Source organism: Streptomyces sp. NPDC028308 (assembly GCF_055565855.1).
Genome location: NZ_JBVHTO010000011.1, coordinates 409695 through 425810, shown reverse-complemented (window position 1 = coordinate 425810; position 16116 = coordinate 409695). Strand labels below are relative to the sequence as shown.

At 71.7% G+C, this 16116-nt stretch carries 16 protein-coding genes and 1 pseudogene; 10 read left to right on the top strand and 7 right to left on the bottom strand.

The features are described from left to right. Window positions 1-194: 194 nt before the first annotated feature. Window positions 195-842 (top strand): annotated as a pseudogene (locus ACZ4VA_RS26975) (potassium channel family protein); the annotation flags it as partial. A gap of 14 nt (window positions 843-856) precedes the next feature. Continuing rightward, on the top strand, window positions 857-1837 hold the full coding sequence (locus ACZ4VA_RS26970) for an NAD(P)H-quinone oxidoreductase (protein WP_468082747.1): 981 nt from the start codon (window positions 857-859) through the stop codon (window positions 1835-1837). A 21-nt stretch (window positions 1838-1858) separates the two neighbouring features. Here ACZ4VA_RS26970 and ACZ4VA_RS26965 read toward each other — a convergent pair whose 3' ends face one another. Beyond that, a complete protein-coding gene (locus ACZ4VA_RS26965) occupies window positions 1859-2518 on the bottom strand; it encodes a hypothetical protein (protein ID WP_356238078.1) in 660 nt (219 codons plus the stop codon). A gap of 158 nt (window positions 2519-2676) precedes the next feature. On the opposite strand from ACZ4VA_RS26965, the gene ACZ4VA_RS26960 reads away from it, so the two are divergent. Beyond that, window positions 2677-3219, top strand: coding sequence for a bacterial proteasome activator family protein (locus ACZ4VA_RS26960; protein WP_355782729.1), 543 nt, complete (start codon window positions 2677-2679; stop codon window positions 3217-3219). Window positions 3220-3339: 120 nt separating this feature from the next. On the opposite strand, the gene ACZ4VA_RS26955 is transcribed toward ACZ4VA_RS26960, so the two are convergent. Further along, window positions 3340-4983: a protein kinase domain-containing protein gene (locus ACZ4VA_RS26955; protein ID WP_452918717.1), complete on the bottom strand. Its 1644-nt coding sequence runs from the start codon at window positions 4981-4983 to the stop codon at window positions 3340-3342. A gap of 350 nt (window positions 4984-5333) precedes the next feature. On the opposite strand from ACZ4VA_RS26955, the gene ACZ4VA_RS26950 reads away from it, so the two are divergent. Beyond that, window positions 5334-6884 carry a protein kinase domain-containing protein gene (locus ACZ4VA_RS26950; protein WP_356163717.1) on the top strand — a complete coding sequence of 517 codons (1551 nt, stop codon included), beginning with the start codon at window positions 5334-5336 and terminating at the stop codon, window positions 6882-6884. A gap of 104 nt (window positions 6885-6988) precedes the next feature. Here ACZ4VA_RS26950 and ACZ4VA_RS26945 read toward each other — a convergent pair whose 3' ends face one another. The 3 genes from ACZ4VA_RS26945 to ACZ4VA_RS26935 form a co-directional block, all read right to left on the bottom strand. Beyond that, window positions 6989-8020, bottom strand: a complete 1032-nt coding sequence (locus tag ACZ4VA_RS26945; RefSeq protein ID WP_356163718.1) for a phosphotransferase — start codon at window positions 8018-8020, stop codon at window positions 6989-6991. Between the two features lie 65 nt (window positions 8021-8085). Next, window positions 8086-8508, bottom strand: a complete 423-nt coding sequence (locus tag ACZ4VA_RS26940; RefSeq protein WP_355784911.1) for a pyridoxamine 5'-phosphate oxidase family protein — start codon at window positions 8506-8508, stop codon at window positions 8086-8088. 83 nt (window positions 8509-8591) lie between these two features. Next, complete coding sequence (locus tag ACZ4VA_RS26935; RefSeq protein ID WP_355784914.1) at window positions 8592-9254, bottom strand: response regulator transcription factor; 663 nt, start codon at window positions 9252-9254, stop codon at window positions 8592-8594. Window positions 9255-9622: 368 nt separating this feature from the next. Here ACZ4VA_RS26935 and pdhA point away from each other — a divergent pair, with 368 nt between their 5' ends. Genes pdhA through ACZ4VA_RS26920 form a run of 3 tightly spaced genes read left to right on the top strand, consistent with a single transcriptional unit; the run spans window position 9623 to window position 13223 of the window. Further along, complete coding sequence (gene pdhA, locus ACZ4VA_RS26930) at window positions 9623-10810, top strand: pyruvate dehydrogenase (acetyl-transferring) E1 component subunit alpha (protein WP_355784917.1); 1188 nt, start codon at window positions 9623-9625, stop codon at window positions 10808-10810. Between the two features lie 2 nt (window positions 10811-10812). Further along, the gene (locus ACZ4VA_RS26925) at window positions 10813-11793 is read left to right on the top strand and encodes an alpha-ketoacid dehydrogenase subunit beta (RefSeq protein WP_355784920.1); all 981 of its coding nucleotides are present in this window, start codon (window positions 10813-10815) and stop codon (window positions 11791-11793) included. Between the two features lie 11 nt (window positions 11794-11804). Further along, entirely contained in the window at window positions 11805-13223 is a 1419-nt protein-coding gene (locus ACZ4VA_RS26920; RefSeq protein ID WP_356163719.1) for a dihydrolipoamide acetyltransferase family protein, read from the top strand. 33 nt (window positions 13224-13256) lie between these two features. Here the strand turns inward: ACZ4VA_RS26920 and ACZ4VA_RS26915 are convergent, their stop codons facing one another. Next, the gene (locus ACZ4VA_RS26915) at window positions 13257-13595 is read right to left on the bottom strand and encodes an ATP-binding protein (RefSeq protein ID WP_468082742.1); all 339 of its coding nucleotides are present in this window, start codon (window positions 13593-13595) and stop codon (window positions 13257-13259) included. A gap of 299 nt (window positions 13596-13894) precedes the next feature. Between ACZ4VA_RS26915 and ACZ4VA_RS26910 the strand changes: the two genes are divergently transcribed. From ACZ4VA_RS26910 to ACZ4VA_RS26900, 3 genes are read left to right on the top strand one after another with little or no spacing between them, the layout of a single operon-like run. Then, window positions 13895-14776 (top strand): helix-turn-helix domain-containing protein, encoded by an 882-nt coding sequence (locus ACZ4VA_RS26910; protein WP_355793491.1) that lies wholly within the window; start codon window positions 13895-13897, stop codon window positions 14774-14776. A gap of 5 nt (window positions 14777-14781) precedes the next feature. Further along, the gene (locus ACZ4VA_RS26905; protein WP_468082740.1) at window positions 14782-14961 is read left to right on the top strand and encodes a DUF397 domain-containing protein; all 180 of its coding nucleotides are present in this window, start codon (window positions 14782-14784) and stop codon (window positions 14959-14961) included. A 22-nt stretch (window positions 14962-14983) separates the two neighbouring features. Then, window positions 14984-15169 (top strand): DUF397 domain-containing protein, encoded by a 186-nt coding sequence (locus ACZ4VA_RS26900; RefSeq protein ID WP_356238071.1) that lies wholly within the window; start codon window positions 14984-14986, stop codon window positions 15167-15169. Window positions 15170-15240: 71 nt separating this feature from the next. On the opposite strand, the gene ACZ4VA_RS26895 is transcribed toward ACZ4VA_RS26900, so the two are convergent. Beyond that, a complete protein-coding gene (locus ACZ4VA_RS26895) occupies window positions 15241-16086 on the bottom strand; it encodes a D-alanyl-D-alanine carboxypeptidase family protein (protein WP_355788531.1) in 846 nt (281 codons plus the stop codon). Window positions 16087-16116: the final 30 nt, after the last annotated feature.

Sequence of the window (16116 nt, the reverse complement as noted above, 5' to 3'; positions counted from 1 at the left end):
CCGGGTCGCGTCGGCCGCGGTCCCCGCGGCCCGTGCCCGCTCCGTGCGCTGCTGTCCTGGGCGGTCGTTGTTGTCCGTCCTTCATGGCCTGCTCCCAGCGGCTCGCGGCCCGGTCGGCGGACCGGTACCGGGGCCATGCTCTCGGATCTTGGCCTCCAGGTGGGTAACGTCGGCGCGGGTGACGTCCGTCGATTCGTGGGAGGCCCGCCTTGCGTGACCACACCGTGGTGGTCGGTTTCGGGACGAAAGGGCGGTCGGCCGTCCAGACCGTCTGCGCGACGGGACTGAGGAAGGAACGGATCGTCGTCATCGACCCGGCCTCGAAGGTGATCGAGGCGGCGGCGGCCGAGGGCTACGCGGGCGTGGTCGGCGACGGCACCCGCAGCGACGTGCTGCTGCGGGCCGAGGTGCAGCGGGCCGGCCAGATCATCATCGCCGCGCAGCGGGACGACACGGCCGTGCTGGTGACGCTGACGGCCCGGCAGCTCAACGCCACGGCGAAGATCGTGGCCGCGGTGCGGGAGGAGGAGAACGCGCCGCTGCTGCGCCGGTCCGGCGCCGACGCCGTCATCACCAGTGCCGGCGCGGCCGGGCGCCTGCTCGGCCTCTCGGTGCTCAGCCCCAGCGCGGGCCTGGTCATGGAGGACCTCATCCAGCAGGGCAGCGGACTCGACATCGTCGAACGCCCGGTCATAAAGGCCGAGGTGGGCAAGGGGGTGCGCGAGGTCGGCGACCTGGTGGTGAGCGTCGTACGAGGTCACCGGGTCCTCGGATACGACGATCCCGCCATCGGCACCCTGGAACTGACGGACCGTCTCATCGCGATCGTGCGGGTCTCCTGAAGTAGCCTCGCGGCATGCGAGCGATCACGATTGCCGAACCTGGTGGACCCGAGGCTCTGGTGTGGGACGAGGTCCCGGACGCGGAGCCCGGGGAGGGCGAAGTCCTGGTCGAGGTGGTGGCCAGTGCCGTCAACCGAGCCGATCTGCTGCAGCGCCAGGGCTTCTACAACCCGCCGCCCGGCGCGTCCCCCTACCCCGGTCTCGAATGCTCCGGGCGGATCGCCGCCCTGGGCCCCGGGGTGTCGGGCTGGGCCGTCGGGGACGAGGTGTGCGCGCTGCTCTCGGGCGGCGGTTACGCCGAGAAGGTCGCCGTCCCGGCCGGCCAGCTGCTGCCGGTGCCGGACGGCATCGACCTGCACCGGGCCGCCGCGCTGCCCGAGGTGACCTGCACCGTCTGGTCCAACGTCTTCATGATCTCCCACCTGCGCCCCGGTGAGACGCTGCTCGTGCACGGCGGCTCCAGCGGCATCGGCACCATGGCGATCCAGCTGGCGAAGGCGGTCGGCGCCAAGGTCGCCGTCACGGCCGGCACCGAGGACAAGCTGCGGTTCTGCGCCGACCTCGGCGCGGACGTCCTGATCAACTACCGCGAGCAGGACTTCGTCGAGGAGCTGGAGCGGGCCACCGACGGAGCCGGCGCCGACGTCATCCTCGACAACATGGGCGCCAAGTACCTGGACCGCAACGTCCGGGCGCTGGCCGTCAACGGCCGGCTGGCGATCATCGGCATGCAGGGCGGCGTCAAGGGCGAGCTGAACATCGGCACGCTCCTCGGCAAGCGTGCCGCGGTCAGCGCGACCTCGCTGCGGGCCCGGCCGCTCGCCGAGAAGGCGGCCATCGTGGCGGCCGTGCGCGAGCACGTGTGGCCGCTGATCTCCTCCGGGCACGTCCGGCCCGTCGTGGACCGCGAGATCCCGATGAGCGACGCGGCCACGGCGCACCGCGTCCTTGAGGAGAGCGGGCACATCGGCAAGGTGCTGCTCGTCGTGCCGTAGGCGCCCGGCCGGGCGGGAGTCTCAGCCGCGCCGGACGCGCAGGGCGAGGAAGGCGAGCCCGAGACCGCAGCCGATGAGGATCAGCCCGCTGCCCAGAGGCAGTATCTGCAGCACGGGCTCCTGCGGCGCGGACCGGGTGACGGACCGCCCTGCGGGGGCCGGGGAGGGCGGCTGCAGCCCGGTGTCCCCGGGCGCCTCGGAGGCGACGGCGCTCTCGGGGACGCCGTCGCTGTCCGCGACGCCGGAGCCGTCCGTGTCGTATGCCTCGGACGTCCCGTCCCCGGCGTCCGCGTCCGTACGGCCCGCGGGCCGGACCGGCCGGTCCGGGCGCTTGCGGCCGTCGGGGTCGCGGCCCGCGTGCGTCGCTCCCGCGTCCTCCTCGCGCGGTGCCGGCTCCTCGCGTCCCGGACGCCTGCGGCCCTCGCCCGCCTCGCTCCCGGCGCGCGACGCGTCGGCCCGGGGGGTGCGCGAGGTGTCCGGCGCCGGGGAGCGGGACGGGCCCGCCGCCGGGGTGCGGGACGACGAGACGGACGGGGAGGGCGGGGCTTCCCGCGCTGCCGGGGCCGCGTACGCGTACGAGGTATGGGTGGTGCCGCCGGCCAGCAGGACCAGCAGCAGGCCCAGTCCCGCCGCGTACGGCCCGTGGCCGCCCTGCCGCTGTGTGCGCAGCCTTGGAGTCACGTCCGTGACCCCCTCCCGGTGCGAGAGTTCGCCAAGATCAACGAGACAAGCCTCACATGAGGTGAGGATCCCGGCATCCCGTCGGGGGCCGAAGGGTGGATCACTGCCCGGCGGGGGCGCCACCGTGATGAGGTGGGCGTGTGCGAGACAATGGCGGCATGGAGATGCCGAGGAACGAACGGTCGCCGGAGAACCCCCAGATCCTGGTCGTGGGCCAGGACGGAATGCCTCTCGGAGGCGCCGGGGACGAGGACTCCCGGGAGGTCCCGGTGACGGAGATGGTGGAACAGCCCGCCAAGGTGATGCGCATCGGCAGCATGATCAAGCAGCTGCTGGAGGAAGTGCGCGCGGCCCCTCTGGACGAGGCCAGCCGGGTGCGGCTCAAGGAGATCCACGCCAGCTCCGTGAAGGAGCTGGAGGACGGCCTTGCGCCCGAGCTCGTCGAGGAGCTGGAGCGCCTCTCCCTCCCCTTCACGGACGAGGGAACCCCCAGTGACGCCGAACTGCGCATCGCGCAGGCCCAGTTGGTGGGTTGGCTGGAGGGGCTCTTCCACGGGATCCAGACGACCCTGTTCGCCCAGCAGATGGCGGCCAGGGCTCAGCTGGAGACCATGCGCCGGGCCCTGCCGCCGGGCGTGGGCGGCGGTGACGACGGCGAGGACCCGCGCGCGGGCGGCCGCTCCGGCGGACCGTACCTGTAGAGCGCGGCCGTCGGGGACGGCGGCGGCCGGACGGAGTCCGGCGACCGTACACACGCAAGGGCCCGGCACTCGTGCCGGGCCCTCGGTGCGCCGGCGGTGGCCGGCGGCGGTCTCAGCCGGTCAGGCCGGGTCGCCCGTCGAGACCCGCAGCTCGATGGAGGGCATGTCCTTGGGGTCCACGTCCGTGCCCGCGGCGGGGAACTGGTCCATGACCGTGCCCTCGCCGTAGGTGTTCTCGTCGACCGGCTTCTCCTTCAGCTGCCAGCCGGCGGCCTGGAAGCACGACTTGACGGACTTGATGTACCGGAACGTGAAGTCGGGGACCTTGATCTTGTCCGGGTCGTTGTACGACTCGTCGGGCTCCGTGCACTTCGACGTCTCGATGGTCTTCGTGGTGTCCGGGCCCTTGTGGCCGGCGACCTCGGAGGCGGAGGCCGAGGACGAGGAGCCGCCGTCGCGGCCCTTGTCGTCGTCACCGCCGCCGTTCATCGTGAGTGCCGTGATCAGACCGCCTATCGCGACGAGCGCGACGAGCACCGAGCCGATGATCACGCTCTTGTTGCTCTTCCCGCCGCCGGAACCGCCCTGGGGCGCCTGGTGCGGGGCGAGGTTGTACGGCGGCGGGGTGTGCGAGCCCTGCTGCGGCGCGTACGCCGAGGTCTGCGGCGGAGGCTGGTAGCCACCCTGCTGCGGGTAGCCGTAGGACGGCGCCGGGGTGTGCTGCGGCGACGGGGTGGGCGGGCCGTAGGGACCGGGCTGGTACGGCGTCTGGACCGGGCCGGGCGGGGCCGGGGCCGACTGGTCGACCGGCGGGAAGACGGCGGAGCCGACACCGGAACCGCTCGGCGTCTGCGCGCCCGGCACGATGTTCGGCGCGGTGCCGTGCAGCGACTGGGCCACCCGCAGGCACTCGTCGCGCATCGCCTCGGCGCTCGGGAAGCGCTCGTTCGGGTTCTTCTTCAGCGCGCGGGCGATCAGCGCGTCCACCGCCGGGGGCAGCGAGCGGTTGACCGAGGAGGGCGCGACCGGCTCCTCCTGGACGTGCGCGTACGCGATGGCCAGCGGCGAGTCCGCCTCGAACGGCAGCCGCCCGGTGACCAGTTGGAACAGCATGATGCCGACCGAGTAGAGGTCGCTGCGGGCGTCCACGCCCCGGCCGAGGGCCTGCTCGGGCGAGAGGTACTGCGGGGTGCCGACGACCATGCCGGTCTGGGTCATCGACGTGACCCCGGACTGCATGGCGCGGGCGATGCCGAAGTCCATCACCTTGACGACGTTGCGCTTCGTCATCATCACGTTGCCCGGCTTGATGTCCCGGTGGACCAGGCCCATCTCGTGGCTGATCTCCAGGGCCGCCAGGACGTCCGCGGTGATCTTCAGGGCCTTGTCGGCGGGCATGGCGCCGTACTGCCGGATGTCCTCGTCGAGGACCGACCCGAGCGGGTGGCCCTCGATGTACTCCATGACGATGTACGGCGTCGTCATGCCGTCGAGGTCGTCCTCGCCGGTGTCGAAGACCGAGACGATGTTGGTGTGCGTGAGCTTGGCCACCGACTGGGCCTCGCGGCGGAAGCGCTCGCGGAACGCCTGTTCGCGGCCGAGTTCGGTGTGCAGGGTCTTGATGGCGACCTGGCGGTCGAGCACCGAGTCGTACGCGAGGTGCACCGAGGCCATCCCGCCCTCGCCGAGCAGGTCGCGCAGTTGATAGCGCCCGCCGGCGACCGCACGCCCCGCGTACCGGCCCTGTGCGCCGTCCTGGCTCATGTTTCTGCGTCCCCCATCGGCGCGGCGGCAGCGGCTCTCGTGCGTCCGCGTCCCGCGTTCGGTCCTCGGTGATCCAATGCGCTATTCCCGGCCAAGTCTGCCCGAGGGCAGTGACACGTCAAGCTCGGTGCCCGTTCCGTGACCGTACGCGAAAGAAGCGTCGCGGAAGCGTTACAGGTGGCGTACGGCCGGTACACAGGATTTGCACGCGGGGACCCGCTGCGGGTTTCATGGCCGGTCCATCTCGAATCCAACCCGGACCAGCGCCTTGCGCGGAGCCTGTAGCGTGGCCCGACGGAGACCGTAACAACCACCGCGCAGACCGCGGGCAGAAACGACGGCGAGGACTGATGGCACAGCAGCAGCGCGCTCAGGGCCCGTCCGACCCCGAGGCGACTGGCGGCGGTATGTCAGATGCGCCGGAGATGTGGGGTAACGGCGGGCTGGTCGGCGACGGCCGGTATCGACTGACCCGCAGACTCGGCCGGGGCGGTATGGCCGAGGTGTTCGCGGCCGAGGACGTACGACTCGGGCGCACCGTCGCGGTCAAGCTGCTCCGGTCCGACCTGGCCGAGGACCCGGTCTCCAAGGCCCGCTTCACGCGTGAGGCCCAGTCGGTGGCCGGGCTCAACCACCACGCCGTCGTCGCCGTGTACGACTCCGGCGAGGACGCGGTCGGCCACGGCGTCGTGCCGTACATCGTGATGGAGATCGTCGAGGGCCGCACGATCCGCGACCTGCTGCTCAACGCCGAGGCCCCGGGCCCGGAGCAGGCGCTGATCATCGTCTCCGGCGTCCTGGAGGCGCTGGCGTACTCGCACCAGCACGGCATCGTGCACCGCGACATCAAGCCCGCCAACGTCATCATCACGGACACGGGTGCCGTGAAGGTGATGGACTTCGGCATCGCGCGCGCCCTGCACGGCGCGCAGTCGACGATGACCCAGACCGGCATGGTCATGGGCACCCCTCAGTACCTCTCCCCGGAGCAGGCGCTCGGCAAGGCCGTCGACCACCGCTCCGACCTGTACGCGACGGGCTGCCTGCTCTACGAACTGCTCGCGCTGCGGCCCCCGTTCACCGGTGAGACGCCGCTGTCGGTGGTCTACCAGCACGTGCAGGACATCCCGGCGCCGCCGTCGACGGTGTCGGACACGGTGCCGCCGGAGCTCGACGGGCTCGTGATGCGCGCGCTGGCGAAGGAGCCCGACGACCGGTTCCAGACCGCCGAGGAGATGCGCGGCCTGGTCCAGTACGCGCTGCAGATGCTCTACGACCAGGGCGGCCACACCGGCACCTGGAACACCGGGCCCGTCACGGTGCACGAGGGACGGCACACCCCTGCCGCGGGCTTCGCGGGCGCGGGCATGCTGCCGCATCCCGGCGACTCCGGCACCACGCAGATCCCCTCGCCGCTGCTGCCGCAGTCCGGCGGGGACGACGGCGGCTTCGAGGGACACGGCAACCACGGCAGCGGCCGCGGCAAGCTGTGGATCCTCGCGGTCTTCGCGGTGATCGCCATCGCGGCCGGTGTGGCGCTCGCGCTGAACCACAACGGGGGCGAGGGCGGCGGAGGCAACGGCACCACGACCTCACCCACGGCGACCACGTCCAAGGACAAGGGCGACGACGCGAGCCCGAGCGACGACTCCACGGGCAAGGCCACCGAGGACTCCACGGACAACGGCACGAGCACGGGCACCGGCGACGACTGGACGCCCTCGTACACGCCGTCCGAGACCCCGACGGACGAGCCGACGGAGAAGCCGACGAAGACGACGCCGACCAAGGTGCCGCCGACGAAGACGACCCCGTCGACGAAGCCGCCGGCTTCCAGCGAGCCGCCGCCGTCGGCGGACCCGTCGGGCGGCGAGGACACCGCGGGCGGCGACGGGCTCTGAGCCCGGGTCGGCCCCCGCCACACGCGCGCGTGCGGCCCGGAGACGGGCTCCACGCGCGCGTGCCGCTTTTCCGGGTCCGTCGGGTGCCGGGCCGCCCGCGCCGCTCAGCCCGCGAACGCCTCGCCCACCGCGTCGTACTCCCGGGTCCACCACATCACCAGGGCCGAGGCGGCCGGGAACTGCGGGTCGGCGCGGGTGTCGCCGCGCTCGTAGTGCCAGCGCAGTATCCAGAAGTCGTTGAGGCGCTCCCACCACACGCGGTGCACGGCCGCCGCGAACTCGGCGCCGGAGGCGCCCGCCGAACGCCGGTACGCGCGCGCGTAGGCCCGCACCTTCGCCAGGTCGAGGGTGCCGTCCGGGCGGACGAAGAAGATCACCGCGGCGCGGACGGCCTCCTCGGCCCGGGGCTGCACGCCGAGCCGGTCCCAGTCGACGATCGCGGCCGGTTCGCCGTCCCGGTAGAGCAGGTTGTACGGGTGGAAGTCGCCGTGCACCCACCCCACGGAGCCGCCGCGCGGGGGACGCCGGTCCGCGTGCTCCTCCAGGAGCGCCCGCCGCTCCAGGAGCCGGTGCCGGGCCAGTTCGTCGAAGGCGTCCGGCGGCCGGCGCCGGTTCACGTGCCCGAGCAGGTCGTCGATGAGCGCGCGGGTGTCGGCCGGATCGGCGCCGTCCGCGGGCTTCCCGGGCGCCCGCCCGTCCGCCGGCATGACCCGCTCCAGGCAGGCGTGTACGAGGCCGAGCAGCGCGCCGAGGCGCCGGCACTCCTCGCCGGTGAGCTGGCCGCCGTGCCGGTGCCCGCCGTCGATCCAGGGGTGCAGCGCGTAGGCGTGGCCGCCGACGACGGCGACGGTGCGGCCGTCGGTGGCGGCCAGCGGCGGGGCGACGGGGACCCCGAGGTCCGCGAGGCGCCGGGTGGCGTGGTGCTGCCGGGCGATGGCGGCGGGGTCGGCGGTCTCCGGGTCGAAGTGGTGCTTGAGGAAGTAGCGGCCGCGGGTCGTGCACAGCCTGTAGCCGCGGTTGAGGAGGCCCTGGTCGACGGGCTCGCAGGTGAGCGCGGACCCGGCGGCGTAGCGGCGCAGAAGGGCACCCAAGGGGGGCGTGTGAGTCGTAGGGGGTGGTACAGATGGGCGCGGCACGCGCCAGATGCTAGGGCACGATCCGGACCTCCGACCTCGCGCTTGTCACAGACAGTCGTCTTCGGTCACAGGACGTGCTGGAACCGCCGTTCCAGGCCACCGTCGATGGTGTGCACGGTGGCGAAGCGCGGTTCGATCACCAGATGGACCGGATCGAAGGGCTCGCCGTCCACGAGTTCCGGACCGGGTCCGAGGCGGTCGAGCTCGGCCGGGGTCGGGTCGGCGCTCTCGCAGTGCCCGACGACCTGCACGGACCACAGGCCCTCGCCGGGGCGGGCGCAGCCGAGGTTGTCCGCGCCGTACGCGACGACTCCGCCTCCGCAGGCCCGGTGGTACCCGTAGCCCCGGTGCAGGCGCAGCAGGACGCGTCCGTCCGCGACAATGTGACGGGCGGGGGCGAGGAAGGGCAGCGCGCGCATGCTGGTGGCCGCCCGGCCGTGCCGGACGCGGCCGAGCAGGTCCACGGCGAGCTGTTCTTCGGTGGGCATGCCCACCAATCTCGGGCACCGGGCCCCGGGGAGACAGGGTCGCCCGCCCCGGAAAGAGGAGCCGAAAGTCCCGAACGGCCGTGTCAGGGCCGGCGGCTCTCCGCCTGGAGGCGGGCCACGTAGGCGGCGGCCTGGGACCGGCGCTCCATGCCGAGCTTGGCCAGCAGGCTGGACACGTAGTTCTTGATCGTCTTCTCGGCGAGGTGCAGCCGCTCGCCGATCACCCGGTTGGTGAGGCCCTCCCCGATCAGGTCGAGGATTTTGCGCTCCTGGTCGGTGAGCCGGGCGAGCCGGTCGTCGGCCTTGGGACCCCCGTCGCGCAGCCGTTCCAGGACGCGGGCGGTGGCCACCGGGTCGAGCAGGGACTTCCCGGCGGCGACATCCCGTACGGCCGTGAGCAGCTCGTTTCCCCGGATGGCCTTCAGGACGTAGCCCGAGGCGCCCGCCATGATCGCCTCGAAAAGAGCCTCGTCGTCGGCGTAGGAGGTCAGCATCAGGCACTTGATGTTCTCGTCCGCCGAGCGGATCTCGCGGCACACCTCCACGCCGCTGCCGTCCGGGAGCCGTACGTCCAGCACGGCGACGTCCGGGCGGGTGGCCGGAATCCGCGCCAGGGCGTCGGCCGCCGTCCCTGCCTCGCCGACCACCACGATGTCGGGCTCCACCGAGAGCAGTTCGTGGACGCCCCGGCGCACCACCTCGTGGTCGTCGAGGAGAAATACGGTGATTTTCCCGTCTTCGCGCACGGGGTCAGTTTCACACACGGCAGGAATACCCGCCTGAGGTCAAGTCTTCCCGTGCCCGGGGTGACCGGGATAACGTGCCCGTGTTCCGGCCCCCTGCAAGGCTGTGACCAGCGACTGTTCCCGACTTGAGCGACGCACTTGGAACCCCTCGTGGAAAGTACTTGGAAATCCAAGCAAAATCGCAGGTCAGGCGGGGTTTCACAGAAATGTGGAGCACTGGGTAACGTGCATCTTGCAGGGCGCTCGCCGGGGCACCTGTCACGTCTGTTCCCGGCCGAGCGGCACCCACCCCGTGCGCGGGATCGGGATCAGGCGAGCCGCACTGGCCACCCGGCAACCCCGGGGGCCGGACCGACGGAGGAGCACACGTGACCGTGGAGAGCACTGCCGCGCGCAAGCCGCGACGCAGCGCCGGTACGAAGAGCGCCGCGAGCAGGCGGGCCGGCGCGGCCGCCAAGGCGGCCCCGGGCGCCGAGCCCGAACTCGTCCAGCTGCTGACCCCGGAAGGCAAGCGGGTCAAGGACGCCACGTACGACGCGTACGTCGCCGACATCACCCCCGAAGAGCTGCGTGGCCTGTACCGGGACATGGTGCTGAGCCGTCGCTTCGACGCCGAGGCCACCTCCCTGCAGCGCCAGGGCGAGCTGGGCCTGTGGGCGTCGATGCTCGGCCAGGAGGCCGCGCAGATCGGCTCGGGCCGGGCCACCCGGGACGACGACTACGTCTTCCCGACCTACCGGGAGCACGGCGTCGCCTGGTGCCGGGGCGTCGACCCGACGAACCTGCTCGGCATGTTCCGCGGCGTGAACAACGGCGGCTGGGATCCGAACAGCAACAACTTCCACCTGTACACGATCGTCATCGGCTCGCAGACCCTGCACGCCACCGGCTATGCCATGGGCATCGCCAAGGACGGCGCCGACTCGGCCGTGATCGCGTACTTCGGGGACGGTGCCTCCAGCCAGGGCGACGTCGCCGAATCGTTCACCTTCTCCGCGGTCTACAACGCCCCCGTCGTGTTCTTCTGCCAGAACAACCAGTGGGCGATCTCCGAGCCCACCGAGCGGCAGACCCGCGTCCCGCTCTACCAGCGCGCGCAGGGCTACGGCTTCCCCGGCGTCCGCGTCGACGGCAACGACGTGCTCGCCTGCCTCGCCGTCACCAAGTGGGCCCTGGAGCGGGCCCGCAACGGCGAGGGCCCCACCCTGGTGGAGGCGTACACGTACCGCATGGGCGCGCACACCACCTCCGACGACCCGAGCAAGTACCGGGCCGACGAGGAGCGCGAGGCGTGGGAGGCGAAGGACCCGATCCTGCGCCTGCGCGCCCACCTGGAGGCCGAGGGCCACGCGGACGAGGCGTTCTTCGCGGAACTCGAGACCGAGAGCGAGACGTTGGGCAAGCGGGTGCGTGACGTGGTGCGTGCCATGCCGGACCCGGACCACTTCGCGATCTTCGAGAACGCGTACGCGGACGGGCACGCGCTCGTCGACGAGGAGCGGGCACAGTTCGCCGCCTACCAGGCGTCGTTCGCGGACGAAGGGGAGGGCAAGTAGCGATGGCAGCAGAAAAGATGGCGCTGGCCAAGGCGATCAACGAGTCGCTGCGCACGGCCCTCGACACCGACCCCAAGGTCCTCATCATGGGCGAGGACGTCGGCAAGCTCGGCGGTGTCTTCCGGGTCACCGACGGTCTCCAGAAGGACTTCGGCGAGGACCGGGTCATCGACACCCCGCTCGCCGAGTCGGGCATCGTCGGCACCGCGATCGGCCTGGCCCTGCGCGGCTACCGCCCCGTGGTGGAGATCCAGTTCGACGGCTTCGTCTTCCCGGCGTACGACCAGATCGTCACGCAGCTCGCGAAGATGCACGCCCGGGCGCTGGGCAAGATCAAGCTGCCCGTCGTCGTCCGCATCCCGTACGGCGGCGGCATCGGCGCGGTCGAGCACCACTCCGAGTCCCCCGAGGCGCTGTTCGCGCACGTGGCGGGCCTGAAGGTGGTCTCCCCGTCGAACGCGGCGGACGCGTACTGGATGATGCAGCAGGCCATCCAGAGCGACGACCCGGTGATCTTCTTCGAGCCGAAGCGGCGCTACTGGGACAAGTCCGAGGTCGACACGAGCGCGATCCCCGGCGAGCTGCACAAGGCGCGGGTGGTCCGCGAGGGCACCGACCTGACGCTGGTGGCGTACGGCCCGATGGTGAAGGTCTGCCAGGAGGTCGCCGACGCCGCCCGCGAGGAGGGCAAGTCCCTGGAGGTCGTCGACCTGCGCTCCATGTCGCCGATCGACTTCGACACCGTCCAGGCGTCCGTCGAGAAGACCCGCCGGCTCGTCGTGGTCCACGAGGCCCCGGTCTTCCTCGGTACGGGCGCGGAGATCGCCGCCCGCATCACCGAGCGGTGCTTCTACCACCTGGAGGCCCCCGTCCTGCGGGTCGGCGGCTACCACGCCCCGTACCCGCCGGCGCGCCTGGAGGACGAGTACCTGCCGGGCCTGGACCGGGTGCTCGACGCCGTCGACCGCTCGCTGGCGTACTGAGGGAGAGGGTCGTGACGACGATGACAGAGACCGCCTCCGGGCTCGCCGAGTTCAAGATGCCCGACGTGGGCGAGGGGCTCACCGAGGCCGAGATCCTCAAGTGGTACGTCCAGCCCGGTGACCAGGTCACCGACGGCCAGGTCGTCTGCGAGGTCGAGACGGCCAAGGCCGCCGTGGAGCTGCCCATTCCGTTCGACGGCGTGGTCAGCGAGCTGCGCTTTCCCGAGGGCACCACGGTGGACGTGGGCCAGGTGATCATCTCGGTGGACGTGTCCGGCGGTGCCGGCGCCCCGGCCCCCGAGGCCCCCGTCGCCGAGGCGCCGGCCGCACCGGCCGCCGAGGAGCCGAAGGCCGAGCGCAAGCCGGTCCTCGTCGGGTACGGGGTCGCAGAGGCGTCCACCAAGCGCCGTGCCCGCAAGGGGGCGGAGGTCCGCGCCGACGCCCCGTCCGAGACGTACTACGCGGCCACCGCGATCCAGGCCGAGCTGAACGGCCACGGCGGGCAGCGTCCGCTGGCCAAGCCGCCGGTCCGCAAGCTCGCCAAGGACCTCGGCGTGGACCTCGCGACGGTCACGCCGTCGGGCCCCGACGGAATCATCACGCGCGAGGACGTGCACGCCGCGGTGGCCGCTCCGGCCGCGCAGCCCGTGGCCGTGCCCGCGGTGACCGAGGCTCCGGCCCCGGTGCAGGCCGCCGCCGCTCCGGCGCCCGTCGCCTCGTACGACGGGGCCCGGGAGACCCGGATCCCGGTCAAGGGTGTCCGCAAGGCCACCGCGCAGGCGATGGTCGGCTCCGCGTTCACCGCGCCGCACGTGACGGAGTTCGTGACCGTCGACGTGTCGCGCACGATGAAGCTGGTCGAGGAGCTCAAGCAGGACAAGGAGATGGCCGGCCTGCGGGTGAATCCGCTGCTGCTCATCGCCAAGGCCCTGCTGGTCGCCATCAAGCGCAACCCGGACGTGAACGCGTCGTGGGACGAGGCCGCCCAGGAGATCGTGCGCAAGCACTACGTGAACCTGGGCATCGCGGCGGCCACCCCCCGCGGCCTGATCGTCCCGAACATCAAGGACGCCCACGCCAAGACCCTGCCGCAGCTGGCCGAGTCGCTGGGCGAGCTGGTCGCCACCGCCCGCGAGGGCAAGACCTCCCCGGCGGCCATGCAGGGCGGCACGGTCACCATCACGAACGTCGGCGTCTTCGGCGTCGACACGGGCACGCCGATCCTCAACCCCGGCGAGTCCGCGATCCTCGCGGTCGGCGCGATCAAGCTCCAGCCGTGGGTCCACAAGGGCAAGGTCAAGCCCCGCCAGGTCACCACGCTCGCGCTCTCCTTCGACCACCGCCTGGTCGACGGCGAGCTGGGCTCCAAGGTCCTCGCCGACGTGGCGGCGATCCTGGAACAGCCGAAGCGGCTGATCACCTGGGCGTAGCCCCGGTCGACCTCCTCTCGCGGGGCCGTCTCCTCACGGAGGCGGCCCCGCGAGCCGTTCCGGGCCCGGTGTCCCCGGGACGTCCAGCTCCGCCCACACCGTCTTGCCCACCGGCAGCCGCCGCACGGACCAGCGTGCGGCGAGCAGGCCGACGATGAGCAGTCCCCGCCCGAACTGGTCACCGTCCTCGGCCGTCCGCAGCCGCGGCAGGCGCTCCCCTCTCGGGTCCGTCACCGCGACGCGCAGCACCTGTCCGGTGAGCGAGGTCTCCACCCGGAACAGGCGGTCCCGCAGGCACCCGTGCAGCAGCGCGTTCGCGCACAACTCGCCGGCCAGGAGCGCGGCGTCGCCGGCGGCGCCGGGATGCCCCACTCGGCGGCGAGCCGGGCGACCCGTCTGCGGGCCAGCGGGACGTTCCGCGGATACGGGTGTAGCTGACGCAGTCGTAGCGGTCGGGGGCGTGGCGATCGGGATCGCAGGAGCCGTACATGGACGCGCACCTCCTCGTGCGGGGCCGGTGCCCTGGCGGTGTCCGGTCGGGTGGGGGGAGGTGGCTCGGCCGCACGACCCCGGAGCGGGCAGCAACCTGCTTGGGCAGAAAGTTTTCTGTCCAGCTTGTGTGGGAAGCGCGTGCGCCACCAGACTGGGGCGATCCACCGGAGGGACGGAAGATGGCGGGCAAGGACCCCGACCGGGGCCGGACGGTGTCGACCGTGCTGGGGCGCCGACTGGGTGGCGAGCTGCTGCGCATGCGCGAGGAGCGTGGGCTACGGCAGGCCGAGGCCGCCGAAGCGCTCACCGCGTCCGCTCCCAAGGTCGCCAAGATCGAGCGCGGCCAGGTGCCGATGCGTGATCCGGACGTGCGGGCGCTGTGCCATCTCTACGGCGAGAGGGACGAGCCGGCGATCGAACGGCTCCTGGCCCTCGCCAAGGCTGACCGCGAGCGGCGCAAGGCGCACGGCTGGTGGAACCAGTACCCGCAGCTGGGCGCCATGGTCGAATACGTGGCCCTCGAAGACATCGCGACCAACGTGAGGACCTGGCAACTGGCTGTCGTACCAGGTCTGTTGCAGACTCCCGACTACGCGCGGGCGCTCGCCGTCGGCAACGGACACTGGGAGGACCCCGACGAGATCGAACCGTTCGTGGAGTCCCGGATGGCGCGTCAGGCGCGACTCGGCGGAGAGCGTCCGCTCGAACTGTGGGCGGTCGTGCACGAGGGTGCCCTGCGCCAACTCGTGGGCGGCCGACGGGTCATGCGCGAACAGCTCGGCCATCTGCTGGACGCGGCGCGGCAGTCGAACGTCAAGCTCCAGGTGCTGCCCTTCCTGGCGGGTGCTCACCCGGGCATGACCAGCGCCTTCACGATCGTCTCGTTCGCGGAACCGGGCGCGCTCGACGTGGTCCACCTGGACACCACCTCGTCGACTCTCTGGCTGGAGAGCGATACTGATGCCGATCGCCACAACGGACTGTTCGACCGCATCACCCGGCTGAGCCTCGCACAGCGGGCCTCTGCCGCGCTGATCGACGGAATCCTCAAGGAGATGTAGCAAGCGTGGCCGCATACGAGTTCGTCAAGTCCAGCCACAGCAGCGGCAACGGCGAGTGCGTCGAAGTCGCCCGCAATCTCCCCGGTGTCGTCGCCGTCCGGGACTCCAAGGAGCCGGACGGGCCGGTACTCCGGCTCGCGCCGGGAGCGTGGGCGTCGTTCGCCGCCCACCTGCGCCGACGCTGACGTAAAAGGGGGTCTGGTACGCGTGGCCGCATACGAGTTCGTCAAGTCCAGCCACAGCGGCGGGAACGCCGGACAGGAGTGCGTCGAGGTCGCCCGCAATCTCCCCGGTGTCGTCGCCGTCCGGGACTCCAAGGAGCCGGACGGGCCGGTACTCCGGCTCGCGCCGGGAGCGTGGGCATCGTTCGCCGCCCACCTGCGCCGGCGCTGACGTGAAAGGGGCCGGCCGCTCGAAGCGGCCGGCCCCCGGCACATCCAGGTGAGGCACCCAGGGGAGGGTGACTACCTTGCGAAGCCGTAGTTCATCAGCTTCTTCGCGTCCGACGTGCGGTTGGCGACCGACGTGGAGGCGAGGACCGTGCCGATGACCGTCTTGCCGTTGCGCGTGGCGGCGAAGACGAGGCAGTACTTGGCCTCCGGGCCGGAGCCCGTCTTCACGCCGATCGTGCCGCTGTACTCGCTCAGCAGGTTGTTGGTGTTCGACCAGTTCATGTACCGGTAGCCACCGCTCTTGGTGGTCACCTTCTGCTGGGTCGACTTGGTCTTCACGACCGTGCGGAACGTGGAACTCTTCATCGCGCTGCTCGCGAGCTTGGTGAGGTCGCGCGGCGTCGAGTAGTTGGAACCGTGGCCGATGCCGTCGAACGAGTCGAAGTGCGTGTTCGTCATGCCCAGGCTGCGCGCCGTCGTGTTCATCTTGCCGATGAAGGACTTCACGCGGGCGGAACGGGTCGTGCCGCTGCCGAACTTGTCCGCGAGCGCGTACGCGGCGTCGCAGCCGGACGGCAGCATCAGCCCGTACAGGAGCTGGCGGACGGTGACCTTGTCGCCGACGATCAGGTGAGCCGAGGAGGCGTTGTTGGCGACGATGTAGTCGCTGTACGCCTTCTGGATCGTGACCTTGGAGTCCAGGTTCAGGTTCGACTGCGACAGGACGACCTTGGCAGTCATGATCTTGGTGGTGGAGCCGGTGGAACGCTTGGTGTCGGCCGCCTTGGTGTACAGGCTCGCACCGGTGCCGTTGTTCATCACGTAGCCGCCCGCGGCGACGATCGTGGGCTTGGTGACGGCCTGTGCGGGAGCCGCGCTGAGGGCTCCGGTCGCGACCACGGCGCCGCTCGTCATCATCACGGCGACAGCGCGGCGAACGCGTGCGCC

Bases quoted from the DNA above. Each gene is read 5' to 3' on its own strand.
- ACZ4VA_RS26970 (WP_468082747.1), top strand. From the start codon at position 857: ATGCGAGCGATCACGATTGCCGAACCTGGTGGACCCGAGGCTCTGGTG.
- ACZ4VA_RS26960 (WP_355782729.1), top strand. From the start codon at position 2,677: ATGGAGATGCCGAGGAACGAACGGTCGCCGGAGAACCCCCAGATCCTG.
- ACZ4VA_RS26955 (WP_452918717.1), bottom strand. From the start codon at position 4,983: ATGAGCCAGGACGGCGCACAGGGCCGGTACGCGGGGCGTGCGGTCGCC.
- ACZ4VA_RS26950 (WP_356163717.1), top strand. From the start codon at position 5,334: ATGGCACAGCAGCAGCGCGCTCAGGGCCCGTCCGACCCCGAGGCGACT.
- ACZ4VA_RS26940 (WP_355784911.1), bottom strand. From the start codon at position 8,508: ATGCCCACCGAAGAACAGCTCGCCGTGGACCTGCTCGGCCGCGTCCGG.
- ACZ4VA_RS26925 (WP_355784920.1), top strand. From the start codon at position 10,813: ATGGCAGCAGAAAAGATGGCGCTGGCCAAGGCGATCAACGAGTCGCTG.
- ACZ4VA_RS26910 (WP_355793491.1), top strand. From the start codon at position 13,895: ATGGCGGGCAAGGACCCCGACCGGGGCCGGACGGTGTCGACCGTGCTG.
- ACZ4VA_RS26895 (WP_355788531.1), bottom strand. From the start codon at position 16,086: ATGATGACGAGCGGCGCCGTGGTCGCGACCGGAGCCCTCAGCGCGGCT.